Annotated in this window: 12 protein-coding genes and 1 pseudogene; 7 read left to right on the top strand and 6 right to left on the bottom strand. The window is 42.8% G+C overall.

The genetic code is table 11. The features are described 5' to 3' along the window. Positions 1-22: 22 nt before the first annotated feature. The gene (locus PN447_RS03105) at positions 23-868 is read right to left on the bottom strand and encodes a lysophospholipid acyltransferase family protein (RefSeq protein WP_271760734.1); all 846 of its coding nucleotides are present in this window, start codon (positions 866-868) and stop codon (positions 23-25) included. 1295 nt (positions 869-2163) lie between these two features. On the opposite strand from PN447_RS03105, the gene PN447_RS03110 reads away from it, so the two are divergent. After that, positions 2164-2598, top strand: a complete 435-nt coding sequence (locus PN447_RS03110) for a ferritin-like domain-containing protein (protein WP_271760735.1) — start codon at positions 2164-2166, stop codon at positions 2596-2598. A 75-nt stretch (positions 2599-2673) separates the two neighbouring features. After that, entirely contained in the window at positions 2674-3618 is a 945-nt protein-coding gene (locus PN447_RS03115) for an FTR1 family iron permease (protein WP_271760737.1), read from the top strand. Positions 3619-4853: 1235 nt separating this feature from the next. Here PN447_RS03115 and PN447_RS03120 read toward each other — a convergent pair. Next, positions 4854-5066 (bottom strand): hypothetical protein, encoded by a 213-nt coding sequence (locus tag PN447_RS03120; RefSeq protein ID WP_271760739.1) that lies wholly within the window; start codon positions 5064-5066, stop codon positions 4854-4856. Here PN447_RS03120 and clpP point away from each other — a divergent pair. After that, entirely contained in the window at positions 5065-5676 is a 612-nt protein-coding gene (gene clpP / locus PN447_RS03125) for an ATP-dependent Clp endopeptidase proteolytic subunit ClpP (RefSeq protein ID WP_271760741.1), read from the top strand. The two genes, PN447_RS03120 and clpP, sit on opposite strands and share 2 nt — an antisense overlap. Positions 5677-5723: 47 nt before the next feature. Here the strand turns inward: clpP and PN447_RS03130 are convergent, their stop codons facing one another. Further along, entirely contained in the window at positions 5724-6587 is an 864-nt protein-coding gene (locus PN447_RS03130; protein ID WP_271760743.1) for a hypothetical protein, read from the bottom strand. 934 nt (positions 6588-7521) lie between these two features. On the opposite strand from PN447_RS03130, the gene PN447_RS03135 reads away from it, so the two are divergent. From PN447_RS03135 to PN447_RS03150, 4 genes are all read left to right on the top strand, one after another. Continuing rightward, entirely contained in the window at positions 7522-9858 is a 2337-nt protein-coding gene (locus PN447_RS03135) for a ribonuclease R family protein (RefSeq protein ID WP_271760745.1), read from the top strand. 20 nt (positions 9859-9878) lie between these two features. Next, positions 9879-10499 (top strand): flavin prenyltransferase UbiX, encoded by a 621-nt coding sequence (locus PN447_RS03140; RefSeq protein ID WP_271760746.1) that lies wholly within the window; start codon positions 9879-9881, stop codon positions 10497-10499. A 61-nt stretch (positions 10500-10560) separates the two neighbouring features. Beyond that, a complete protein-coding gene (locus PN447_RS03145; protein WP_271760756.1) occupies positions 10561-11253 on the top strand; it encodes a LapA family protein in 693 nt (230 codons plus the stop codon). A gap of 195 nt (positions 11254-11448) precedes the next feature. Further along, a complete protein-coding gene (locus tag PN447_RS03150; RefSeq protein ID WP_271760748.1) occupies positions 11449-11994 on the top strand; it encodes a shikimate kinase in 546 nt (181 codons plus the stop codon). A 19-nt stretch (positions 11995-12013) separates the two neighbouring features. On the opposite strand, the gene PN447_RS03155 is transcribed toward PN447_RS03150, so the two are convergent. The 3 genes and pseudogenes from PN447_RS03155 to PN447_RS03165 form a co-directional block, all read right to left on the bottom strand. Beyond that, on the bottom strand, positions 12014-12199 hold the full coding sequence (locus PN447_RS03155) for a PCP reductase family protein (RefSeq protein ID WP_271731211.1): 186 nt from the start codon (positions 12197-12199) through the stop codon (positions 12014-12016). A 122-nt stretch (positions 12200-12321) separates the two neighbouring features. Continuing rightward, positions 12322-13710: a photosystem II reaction center protein CP43 gene (gene psbC / locus PN447_RS03160; RefSeq protein WP_271760750.1), complete on the bottom strand. Its 1389-nt coding sequence runs from the start codon at positions 13708-13710 to the stop codon at positions 12322-12324. After that, positions 13694-13862 (bottom strand): annotated as a pseudogene (locus PN447_RS03165) (photosystem II D2 protein (photosystem q(a) protein)); the annotation flags it as partial. The pseudogene PN447_RS03165 and the gene psbC, both read right to left, overlap by 17 nt.

Here is a 13862-nt window from a genome sequence, read left to right on the forward strand (position 1 = left end):
TTTGTCAATATTTTGTCAATAATTAGGTAGCACTGTCCTGCACTAATTGGTCTAACTCTTCCTGCATCTGATTGACAACTAATTCATAGCAATGATTGACATACTTATGATCGCTAGCGGCTTCCCGACCGTAGCGTTCAAATAAAATGGGTTTACATACCCTCGTATGAATAGACATCGGCAATGGGATATTAGGAAGAGGCCCAATTGCTAATCCCCAGGGTAATCCCAAATAAATAGGAAATACTACCGGATCAACTCCAAACAACCAAGGCATTCCCCATTTATGGAGTTGCTCTAGAATTTTATACAAGTCAGCTAACACGATTAAGGTATCATGAGCGCCCGTAGAAATCACAGGTACAATCGGTACATTTTCCCGCAGAGCTAACTTGATAAATCCTTTCCGTCCGGCAAAATAAATTTTATGCCGCAAATAATGCGGTCGAAACACGTCTTGTGCTCCACCAGGGTAAACCAGTAGGCTCGCACCGGAACGCAAAGCGGAGTAAGCCATTTTCGGGTGAGCTATCACGGCTCCAGTCTTGGCAGCAATTTTTGCTATTTCTGGGCTGAGTTCCCATACTTTGGGGTGCATGAGTCCGTAAACCGGTTTCTCACACCCAAATTTTCGGAACCAGTCGTACATGATCATTGACATATCAGGGGTCGCCAGTCCTCCATTGTGAGAACCAACAAACAGTACTTTCTCTTCCGGTGGAATATGCTCCCAACCACTGGTTTGAACTCGAAAGTAGTAATGATATAAAAAACTCAGCAAGGGCATGAGGTTGGCGATGAAATTTGGGTCTCGTTCATCTAATGACCAGCCTATTTTTTTTTCGCTTTTATGTTTCGGTTGTAACATCTATGAATATTAACAGATTTAGTAAAAAGGTAACTACAGCAACTATCCTAGTCAAATGAGACTAGTATTGACACTTATATTTTAATCTATATCTATAATATATCTTAAGGAAAACACTTTCCCTTGAATTAGGGCTGCTACTCTTGTCTTACCACTTCTGATCAGCATTATATAGGTTTTTTTCATACAGATACATGTGATCACGATCAGATCTAATACTTCCCAGAAGTAATATCGCTTTTTTTGACAAGATGTAATTGTTACAAGTTTCTGGACAGAAATCTTGTCAAACTCCCGAAATTATTAAAAAGCTTCCCATTCTTATATTTACAACACCCTCTCAGTCATGAATTTTATTGTGGAGTATCTGCCATAATGACACTGGATTAAATTTATTATGTGATATATTCATGAACAGTGCCAGGACTGAGTATGATTGAAACCCAAAATCCAGCATAATTAGCTGTTACTCTTGTGTATATAATCTGCCGCGCTCCCAGCCTATTAAATTGAATTTTTCCGACTTTTCCAAATACTAAGGTTATTACCACTCTCAAGCTATATAGACGGGATCAAACCCGTCTTTTATTTTTGCAATCATGCAACTAAGACTATTCCCTGTCATAGCCAGACTTTTAGTGTGACCAATATCTCATATCTATCGTTTTTCCCATGTATGGCCAAAAATTCCACTCCAGCCATATCAGCTTTTATTAAATTTGGACAGATCCCATAGGAAGATGACTAACTGCAAAAATAACAGGTACATTAATCCGGGATGTTGTTATGCACTGGATTTATAGTGAGGTTTGGCTGATGGCCAAACCTCTTTTATTATTCCTAGCTCGAAAAATACTTGGACTTATGAAATTATTCAAAGTGTTTTTGTAAGTTGTTTACTTCGGTAAATTTTGCTTATAGTTATTAATAATAATTCACAAGAACTCTCCAATACCATCATATACCTAAATACTAATTAAGAATTTTTACTAACTTTACTATTTGTGCTGGATCCAAACAACCTTGGATATGTCAGTAATGAGGAACTGTTAGCAGTAAAAATCCCCATCAATCTTGCCAAACTGGTAATAGGTATTGAGAAATTATCTTAAGAATTATGAAAAAATTGAGTATTCCCGCCATGCGATCGCATTTACTTAATTGGTATCACACACACGGGAGTTTAAAATAAATGGGAAGTGAGGCGATAGTTAATGTCCAAGACTGTAACCCAATAAACTATACCTCCTAACTCAATACTGATAACTCCCATTTTCAAATCTAACTAACAACCGATGCAAGAGCTTGACAAACAAAAGACCATCGACATACTGAACGCCATCATGGAATTTGAACTAGCCGGAGTAGTCCGCTACACCCATTATTCCCTGATGGTCACCGGACCTAATCGCATACCAATTGTCAATTTTTTCAAAGCCCAGGCCAGTGAATCTCTACTTCACGCCCAACAGGTAGGAGAAATTCTCACGGGTTTAGATGGGCATCCCTCTCTAAAAATCGCCCCCATGGAAGAGACTTACGAGCATACAGTCAAGAATATTTTGGCGGAAAGTTTATTCCATGAAAACAAAGCACTGGATTTGTATAAAACTCTCTTAGACACTGTCAGTAATGCTAGCATTTATCTAGAAGAATTTGCTCGTGGCATGATTGGGCAAGAAGAGATGCATAGTCTCGAATTGAAAAAAATGCTCCGGGATTTCAGCTAAAAGTTAAGGACTGGGTATTGGGGGGTATTGGAATTTTTCCCTATTCCCTATTCCCTATTCCCTATTCCCCAAATTATGAATATCACTACCGCTCTACCTAGTTTTGTGATTACACTGCGAGAAGGAGTAGAAGCTGCCCTCGTTGTTGGCATTGTCCTAGCTTTACTTCAAAAAGCCAACCAATCGCGACTCAATCCTTGGGTATATGCTGGCGTGGGTGTTGGCATTGTCATTAGTGCTTTGATGGGTGTGTTATTTACTTGGTTAATTAAAACACTGGGAACAGTAAACCCTCAGTACACCTCGGTGATTGAGCCAATGCTGAAGGCTTTGTTTACTGTCCTTGCGATCGCTATGCTCAGCTGGATGCTCATCTGGATGACTAAACAAGCCAGGTTTATGAAAGCCCAAGTTGAAGGAGCAGTCACAGAAGCGCTCACACACAACTCAAATGCCGGGTGGGGCGTTTTTGGTTTAATTTTAGTTGCTGTTGTCCGCGAAGGTTTTGAAACTGTTCTATTTATTGCTGCTAATTTTCAACAGGGATTAGTAGCGGTCTTCGGTGCAATTGCTGGTTTAGTAGGGGCAGCTGCTATTGGAGTGTTACTATTTAAATGGGGTGTCAAAATCAATCTGCGCCAGTTCTTCCAAGTGATGGGTGTTTTATTGGTATTGATTGTTGCCGGTTTAGTGGTTTCTGCCTTGAAGCATTTTGATCAAGGTTTTGCTAACCTTGCTTTGAGTGGTAGCACCTCCGATAATATCTGTTTCTATTACGATCACTTCAGGAACATCCACTCTTGCGTTTTGGGTCCCATGGTGTGGAATACTGAACAAATATTGCCAGATAAACAATTTCCCGGCATTATTCTCAAATCTTTACTTGGTTACAGAGACCATCTCTACTTAGTACAGGGGATTGGTTACGTTTTATTTTTGACAACTGTCGGGTTACTTTATTTCCGCAGTCTAACTGGTAACGTTTCAAATTACCGGAATAATTCACTCAAAAACTCATGATTATTATGATGTCTACGCACCTATCATCAAAAGTTTTCAGTGGTGACTAAACTCCTCAATACGAGTAAAAGTTTTTTCCCACACTAAAAAATATGAAAAATGCGAGTAAACACACAAGGCAAAATTCCAGAAGGGAACCATGACGGCGCTACTCGCTATTATCTATACAAGGTTTTAAGATTGAAAAAAGCTACATATCATTGTACAGTAATAATGCCAAAATTACTATTAAAAAGATAACAAATATTATTGCTGATGTTTTTATCTACCCCCTCGTCTGACTCCGCTGCACTTGAACCCACAAATCATCGCCACTTTCAGCGGTTGCAAGACATTAGAATCCTTGGCAAACTAAACCGAAGCTACCCGGTGGTAAGTCGGATACTACAATAAACTCGATCACTGGTAGATACTGGGGAAGCAGAGGAATTATGTGATCAAGAGTGCTGCGAATCAAGCTAGAATTACCAAGACCACCAATGCAATGGGATTATCGGCGTGTTTGCGGAGATTAGAGACTCTTAGCTTCAGCAAGGCGATTAGTCATAACTCATAAGCCAATATTTGCCTTCTTTACTCAGTTTACCCTGTTCCTGTGGAGTTTTAGCCTACAAACTCTATCAATGAACAAAAAACTCAACCAGGGACTTATGCCTCAAGTGCAGGACTATATGCTCATGGGAGCGGCTGGTTATTTATTTGAAAGAGCGCAGTAGAAAGCTGACAATTGTAACTCGCGTTTCCGCTATTGATGAAGTTACTCTAGTTTGAATTCGATGATTAGTGCTTAGTCCTGCTATTAGGTGGAGTAAAAAGGTAATTATGGCGGCTTGCACAAGTTTTTCAGGCATGGCAGTTATCCTTATTCTTATTGTTGATAGGAGTTCAAGTAGCAGCGACTTCTGTAAATACGCTTTACTATTGGTTCAGCGGACTTGACCAGATTAATGGCATAATTGATCAACCGAAACCTAAGAAATGTTGGAAATATTACCAATAGTTCAAATAAATTTACTTTTACACTCCCCATATCCAGGTTTAATTCTAGATCCACAGCTGATGTGAAAAAGCCAGTTCTTGTCTGAGACATCACCTGTTGATTTTTAAATTTTTTCCTCCATGACCACATGGAGATACAGACGTAGACGTTTATCCTCTATAAAAAGTGTCCAGGAGGATTTTTTTCATCTCTCAATTAGAGGAACAATCAGCAAAATTTGGGACAAAACTAGCCATCAGCCATTCACTGCACTCGCCACATATTGATCCCACAACTTCCAGTCAAACAAGAAAACCAGGGCAATAGATTCCGGTAGAACTCCGATAAAAAAATGTCTTCGCGCCCTAGCTGTTTGGCTGCGCTCACTGTCAGCCCACCCTCGGTAGCCAGGAAGAGTGTCAACCCGATAAGATAGATGTAAAATTAAGATACTACAAGCACGCTGCATGATTCCTATCGTTGTTGAACAATCGGGTCGAGGCGAACGCGCCTTTGATATCTACTCACGACTCTTGCGTGAGCGGATCATATTTTTGGGACAACAGGTTGATAACGAGATTGCAAATTTGATTGTTGCCCAATTGCTATTCTTAGACGCTGAAGACTCGGAGAAGGATATTTATTTGTATATTAATTCTCCAGGTGGTTCGGTAATGGCTGGTATGGGAATTTTTGACACTATGAAGCACATTCGTCCCGATGTTTGTACCATTTGTACTGGACTGGCGGCAAGTATGGGCGCTTTTCTACTCAGTGCTGGTGCTAAGGGTAAGCGAATGAGTCTACCCCATTCTCGGATTATGATTCATCAACCCTTGGGTGGCGCTCAGGGGCAGGCGACTGATATTGAAATTCAGGCGCGTGAGATATTATACCACAAGCAACGACTAAATGAATATTTAGCTGAACATACTGGTCAACCAATTGAGCGTATTGCTGAAGATACCGAACGGGACTTCTTTATGTCCCCAGAGGAAGCTAAGGAATATGGATTGATTGATGAGGTTATTGACCGTCACGCTGCTGGTAGCCGTCCGGTTGCTGTTCTCAATGAGTAGCTGTTGACTTGGGGATCAGGGCGCAGTCCCCAAATCCCCATCCCGGATTAAAATCCCGCTACCGGGTCTGGTTGAGACTCCAGATGTTTCAGAAATCCGTGTAATTCTTCTGCGGTGAGTAAAGTGCGAGCCCGCTTACCGTAGGTTTGAATTAAATGGTCTCTTCCTTGTTCTGGTGTCCAACCTAGACGCTGAAGTTCCACATCTGTTTTTGCAATCACATCAGACAAATCAACTGGTTCACTCGTGTTCTTTTGTTTACCTACTCCTGTGTGATCAATCCCATGGTCTTGGAGGCTAGAACTGCGGGGTGTAAATGGTGTAACATTACCCTCAAATCTCTGATGTTTTGGCTGATGATCAGTGATTGTTTGCTCATCTTCCACTGAGTTATATAATTCTAGTAGTGTGTTGTCATTTACTGAAGCATTTGGATTAAAATCGGGGCTGTAGCTATGGACATTATCAGCACTATCCGTGCTCAGTGTTACTGAATCGGGTAGGATAATCTGTTTATTGACCTGCGGTAGAGTTCTTTGAATATCATTGGGTGCTGACCACTGGCTACTGCTATAGTCTTCATCTATCACCGGCGAATAGTTACTCTCATTGGGGTGGTTCAATTTCACCCTAGTGTTGTTCCAAGTGGGATTTGACTCCATTGGTGATGCTACTGGCTGATTGCATTCTACCGTTACCTGTGCGGAATTATTTATACCCAAAACCATTAATGCTCTAGTTCGGGCTTGGTCTTCTGCTGCTTCTACGGTTTCTGCCCCCGCCATAGCAGTAGCACGGGTGAGATTTTCAATTTGCACGCTAGCCCGGACAATATATTTCCCTTGGAAAATTTGTACTAATTCAGTAATAATACTGCCATTGGGATATAACCTATGGAATTGAGCCAACATCAACATAATACTGCCACCAATCTCAATGTGCTACTTTTTCCTCTGTTCTGATTCATTGAGGCTGAATATTTCTGAGTATTAACTAAAAATTCTAGAATTTTAACGATTGATTATTCATCCGACATATTCAACTTTGCCCACTCAAATGCTTTTCAGGATCATACTCCCAAAAAAAAGCACAAAATAAAAGTTTTTACTTGACTCAGAATTCAGGAATCAGAAATCAGTTCTGTCCCAATTTTAGCCGATTGCGATGGGCGCACTGCCAGAGGCAATGGCATCTCTTGAGCATGGGGGTTATTGACATGCTATACTGTTTACCCAATTCTATACTTGGAATTATTTCCTATAAGTACGCATTAAATCTACAATAATGGAGATAAGGTTCCCCGCAGTTGCTTCAAGCTGCTTAAGTGATTGTTACCGATTCTATATGTAGATATAAAGTGGCTGACCGTAAGGGTGAAACTCCTAACCCTGCCTTACGGAACCCTTCGTTTCCTCTAAGCGTGCGGTTAGGCAGAAATGACCGACGATCTGATAACAAGTCGTTGTCTATGATGCCCCAGGGCTTGACGCGCAGCGTCCCCCCAGGGGAGAAAGCTACAAATAAAACTGACTTTTTTTTGGAAACTGAAAAACCCCTCTCCAAACCTCTCCGCTCCCAGGAGAGATAGTTTAAAATTTCCCCCTTCTCCTTTTAGAAAAGGGTTAGGTAGAAGAGGTAGGGAAAGGGGATTGGGGGGTGAGGTTATACGATAATCTTTCCTCATGACCTGAAAAGTCAGCAGATCAAAGGTTCTTTTGAGTTTTGCGTAGCAGCAAAGCGCCCCTGTAATCCGTATTCGCGCAGCGTCTCCCCTTGGGAGAAGGTATACAGGAAAAGGCCAGATTAAATGAAAAATGATGTTTTGACCAAAGGTCGGTTCACTGCATGGAATTTTCTATCGCTACACTCCTTGCCAATTTCACTGATGATAAATTGGTAGCTCGTAAAGTTTTGGAAAAGAAACTGGGTTGTGAGGATGAAATTAGTTTACAAAAACTTCACATTGCCTTGGAAGTTCTGGAAAAAATCGGAATTCTCGTGAAAGAACGCGGCAAATATCGCCGGGTGGCAGAAGAAGGCGTAATTGAGGCCAAGCTCCGTTGTTCTAGTAAGGGCTTTTGCTTTGCTATTCAAGATGTCGAAGGCTCTGAGGATATTTATATTCGTGAAAGTCATCTGAGTAATGCTTGGAATGGCGATCGCGTTTTGGTAAGAGTCCTCAAAGAAGGTAGTCGTCGTCGTTCTCCAGAAGGAGAAGTGAAGCTGATCCTAGAACGGTCTAACCATACTTTACTGGCGCGAATTAAGGCAGTAGACAACGGTTTCCGTGCTGTACCCTTAGATGATCGGTTGTTGTTTGAACTCAAAATCCAAACAAACAGCCTGAAGTTAGAAGAAGCTATTGACCACCTGGCTCATGTGGAGGTTTTGCGTTATCCCTTGGCACAATATCCCCCTTTGGGTCGAGTGGTACAAATCCTGGGTAGCGATGCCGAGGCTGCTGCTGATATAGATTTGGTGACTTGTAAGCATGATCTATCACGTAATTTCCCGGAGATTGTTATAGACGCAGCTGCTAAGTTGCCCAGAAGGCTCCTGAAGGCAGACCTGAAAGACAAACTAGATTTACGGAATTTATTTACTCTGACTATTGCGGGTGTAAATTGTGATGCCAAATTTAGGGAAAATGCTTTCAGTTTGGAGAAAACAGCGGAGGGACATTGGCTGTTAGGTTTTCATATTGCTGATGTTTCCCATTATGTCCACCCTGATGAACCCTTAGATAGAGAATGCGCGAAGCGGGGGAGGTCGGTTTACCTGGGTGACTTATTGCTGCCTATGTTACCGGAATCTGTGGCAGATCTCTGTTCGTTAGTACCACTGAGCGACCGGCTGGCGCTGTCTTTTTTAATTGCTATTGACCCCAGGTCTGGAGAGGTTTTGGAGTGGGAAATTCAACCTAGCGTTATCAATGTAGATACAGCAGTGAGTGGGGAACAAGCAGAAGCTATTCTGACTGGTGAATTTCAAGGTCAACCACTAAAGGTGATTGAGATTCTGCAAGGGTTGGAAACTCTACGCAAGGCTGTGAAACTAAGACGGTTAAGTCGTGGTAGTTTACAGTTGAATCTACCACCTAACCAAAACCCCTATGCAGATGAGGGGATCTTAGGAGCGGTATTGGTGAATGATTTACCAGTCCAATCGCTCTTGACGGAGTTTGTGCTATTAGTTAATGAACTCATGGCTCAACATCTGAGTGCTTTAGGCATACCCGCCATTTGGCGAGTCCAAGGCGTACCTGATACAGAAGATGTTCAGGAAATGCTGAAATTAGCCATCAATTTAGGCGTAGAACTAGCATTAGAAGCAGACGTAGATATCCAACCTTTAGATTATCAGCACTTAACTAGGGCTTTTGCCGAATCCCCATCGGAGCAAGTTCTGACCTATCTCTTACAAGACACACTCAAGCCATCTGCCTATAGCACCACTAAAGGATTCCACTTTGGTTTATCACTAACGCAATATACTCACTCTACTTCTCCCCTGCGACGATACCCAGACTTGCTCATGCAAAGAGTGTATCATATGCTGCTAGAGTATGGACGCGATCGCCGCAACACCCGGGTGAAAGAGCGAGTTAACCTGCGCCACTCCTCTTCTCACAATGAAATTAACTGGAACGTCTTACCGCCAGAATTGCAACAAGAACTGCAAAGCGACCTGAATCGGGTTATTATCCAGATTAACGACAGAGAAAAACAAGTCCAAGAAGCCGAAGCCGATTTAGCTGGACTGCAAAAAGCCCAACTGATGAAACAGCGCATCGGTGAGGTATTCCAAGGTGTAATTACTGGGGTGCAATCTTATGGTTTCTTTGTGGAAATTGAAGTCCCAGGCGCTGAATCATTATCACAAGAAGATATCAGCGTACCTTTACGAGTGGAAGGACTGGTACATGTCAGTTCGCTCAAAGATGATTGGTATGAATACCGCGCCAGACAACAGGCACTATTTGGTCGCAAAAATCGAGCTTCTTACAGACTAGGCGATCGCGTAGCTGTGCAAGTTAAAAGTGTCGATTACTATCGTCAGCAAATTGATTTAGTAACTGTCAGCAATGATCTTGTGTCTCAAGGTTTTGATGTTAATGCTAGTCAAAACGACGCATCAGATATCTACTTACCCAGTAACTTAGATACTTATGCAGACGATTAATAAACTTTATTCGAGCCGCCGTGTCCACAAACTCTAAACCACTTATATTAGGCATATCTGGTGCATCTGGTCTCATCTACGCCGTTCGTGCCCTCAAATATCTGCTGGCCGCAGATTATGAGATTGAACTAGTTGCTTCTAAATCAACTTACATGGTCTGGAGCAGCGAACAGGAAACTCGAATGCCGGCTGAACCATCAGCACAAGAACAATTCTGGCGAGAACAAGCTGGAGTAGCCCTTGGGGGTAAACTACGCTGTCATCCTTGGGGTGATGTGGGAGCCGGAATCGCCAGTGGTTCTTTTCGCACCTTGGGGATGATCATCATGCCATGCAGCATGAGTACAGTGGCAAAGCTAGCAGTTGGCTTAAGTTCTGACCTACTAGAACGGGCTGCCGATGTCCAGATTAAAGAAGGGCGAAAGCTAGTCATAGTTCCCCGAGAAACACCATTCAGCCTCATTCACCTACGAAACTTAACAAGTTTGGCAGAAACTGGAGTCAGGGTCGTACCAGCCATTCCGGCTTGGTATCACAATCCTCAAACCATTGATGACTTAGTAGATTTTGTAGTTGCTCGTGGTTTAGATCAACTAGATATTGATTGCATTCCCATTCAGAGGTGGCAAGGAAGTAAGTAAAGGTAAAATTTAATCAATTTTGTCTTTAGTTGATTTCGTAACTTTGACTTTTGCCTTTTATATGGCTGTAATTCGCTTAATTCTTTTAGTAGCAGTACTAGGAATACTCACACTATTGTTAGTTCAAAATTGGTCCCCTGTTCTCCCACTAGTATTTTTGGGTACGCGAACTCTACCGTTACCACTGGCAATGTGGATTGTTTTTAGTACTGCTGCTGGTGTTTTTACATCGCTCCTGATTACTATCCTCCTGAAGATACCAATTGATTTTGGGGGGCAAGAAGAACGCCAAAGACCATTTAAATCAACGGCCACTTCACCCAGCGGGAAAGCGGCATTTAGGGAGGAACCTTTCAGCAAGCCTTCTAGAGCGACCGGCGCAACCGGTAAAACCGAGTCAGCCACCAGTAACACGTTTGACGATTGGGATACAAATGACAGTAGAACTGATGATTGGGACTTTGACAGCGCACCACCAGAACCCCGGACTTCGTGTCCTCAAACCACCTACGAACGCCAACAAGAACCTCAAAGCAGTTCTAAATCTGGTTCTGTTTACTCTTATAACTATCGTGAGCCAAAAAATACCGCCGTGGGAAAAACTGAATCCATTTACGATGCTGATTATCGGGTAATCAGACCACCCTTACAACAACCGACTACTAATCAAGATGAGAATCAAGCTGATGATGACGACTGGAAGTTTTTTGAAGATGATGATTTAGAGGATGAAGATGACCCCTCGCGTAAATAAGCTTTTAAGTATTGGGTACAATTGGGCGCTAGCTCTCACCAGGCAGATACTAAACCATCATCAGACAAACCCAGAGTCAGTCAGTTCTACCTTCTCACTTCTCCAGATTCAAGCAAGAAGTAAAGGCTAAATCTGCTTAAGTAAATTTAGAGAAGTTGTAGAGACAAATATATCTTTAATGGAGTGAAATGACTGGTGAACAGCTTATTGCAAGGAGTCAACCTGTATTTAATTGGCATGATGGGCGCAGGTAAAACCACGGTAGGAAAATTACTAGCACAGCATCTGGGTTATAGGTTTTTAGATACTGATGATGTCATTACTAAATCAGTAGGAAGATCCATTAATCAGGTGTTTGCCCAAGAAGGTGAAGCAGCATTTCGCCAGTTAGAAAGCGATGTACTGGCACAAGTTTGTGCTTATACCCATTTGACTATAGCAACAGGTGGAGGCATCGTATTAGCACAAAAAAACTGGAGTTACCTCCGCCATGGTTTAGTTGTATGGCTAGACGTACCAGTAGAATTACTGTACACACGCATAGCAGAGGATACTACAAGACCATTGTTAGAAGATGCCGATCCCAAGGGCAAATTGCGATCGCTTCTCGAAGAACGAAAACCACTTTACTCCCAAGCTGACCTCAAAATCACCCTGAGAGAAGAAGCTACACCTGAAGAAATTGCTAACAGAGTCATAGAAGCAATTCCTGGTGTTCTCAAACCAAAAGTTTCTCCCTGAACTAGTTATGGGAGCATGACTACTGTCCAAATTCCAGCCTAGCCTGTTCCACCAAATCGGCTGTGACCACCTTTTTATCTGCTTGACGTGCCAAGTGTTCAATACTAGCTCTAGCTTGGGAACGGGCAAAAAAGGGAATATTCTGCAATTTTTGCTGCGCTTCTAATGTCCAGCGCAAAGCATCGCTAAAATTTTTATTGCTCATAATTACTGCTTGATGATGCAATTAGTTCAATTATCTCATATCCTGGGGACGAAAAAAAGCCCTTGTTTAATAACAAGGGCAAGTAAAAAATTGATTGTCAGTGATGAAACAAAACCTATAACCTAGTCAATCTCATTCATGAACATAACTGGCTCAGTTTCGCGGTTAATTCCCTTTTCAAAACCACCAGCACCAGCGCGGGCGCGACCAGCGTGCCATAGGTGACCAATGAGGAAGAAGAAACCTAATACATAGTGAGATGTTGCTAACCAAGCACGTGGAGATACGTAATTGAAGGAGTTAATTTCCGTAGCAACACCACCCACGGAGTTCAGAGAACCCAAAGGCGCGTGGGTCATGTATTCAGCAGCACGACGTGCTTGCCAAGGCTGAATATCATTTTTGATTTTATCCAGGTCAAGACCGTTAGGACCACGTAGAGGCTCTAACCAAGGGCCTTGGAAATCCCAGAAGCGCATGGTTTCACCACCGAAGATAATTTCACCAGTGGGAGAGCGCATCAAATATTTACCCAGACCTGTGGGGCCTTGTGCAGAACCGACGTTAGCACCTAAGCGTTGGTCACGAATTAAGAAGGTCAAAGCTTGAGCTTGAGAAGCTTCAGAAGCAGTCGGACCAAAGAATTCGCTGGGGTAAACAGTGTTGTTATACCAAACCATTGTGGAGGCGATGAATCCCATTAAGGAAAGAGCGCCCAAGCTGTAGGAAAGGTAAGCTTCGCCAGACCAAATGAACGCACGACGCGCCCAAGCAAAAGGCTTGGTGAGGATATGCCAAATACCACCAGAAATACAGATAAAGGCAATCCAGATGTGACCACCAATGACATCTTCCATGTTATTGACGCTGACAATCCAGCCGTCGCCACCAAAAGGAGACTTGATCAAATAACCGAAGATCACAGCGGGGTTGAGTGTTGGGTTAGTAATAACACGAACATCACCACCACCAGGTGCCCAGGTATCATACACACCGCCAAAGAACATCGCTTTGAGCACCAACAGCAGCGCCCCACATCCGAGAATTATGAGGTGGAAGCCGATGATGTTCGTCATCTTGTTTTTGTCTTTCCAGTCATAACCAAAGAAGGAGGAATACTCTTCTAAGGTTTCTGGTCCACGAACAGCATGATAAATACCGCCAAAACCCAAGACAGCTGAAGAAATGAGGTGGAGTACACCAACAACAAAGTAGGGGAAGGTGTCGATAACTTCACCACCAGAACCAACGCCCCATCCCAGGGTGGCGATGTGAGGAAGCAGGATTAAACCCTGTTCGTACATCGGCTTTTCAGGAATGAAGTGAGCGACTTCAAATAAAGTCATCGCTCCGGCCCAGAATACAATCAAACCAGCATGGGCAACGTGAGCGCCCAGTAGTTTACCAGATAGGTTGATTAAACGAGCGTTACCAGACCACCAAGCAAAACCTGTGGATTCTTGATCACGTCCACCGCCTAATACAGTCGGTCTATTAGAGAGCGTTACCACGAGGTAGAACCTCCTCAGGGAATACAAATTGTTTGTGAGGCTGATCTTGAGGAGCCATCCAAGCGCGGATACCCTCGTTCAGCAAAATGTTTTTGGTATAGAAAGTTTCAAACTCTGGGTCTTCTGCTGCCCGCAATTCTTGGGAAACGAAG

It is taken from the genome of Anabaena sp. CS-542/02, assembly GCF_028331085.1.
In the GTDB taxonomy this organism is placed as follows: domain Bacteria; phylum Cyanobacteriota; class Cyanobacteriia; order Cyanobacteriales; family Nostocaceae; genus Anabaenopsis; species Anabaenopsis arnoldii.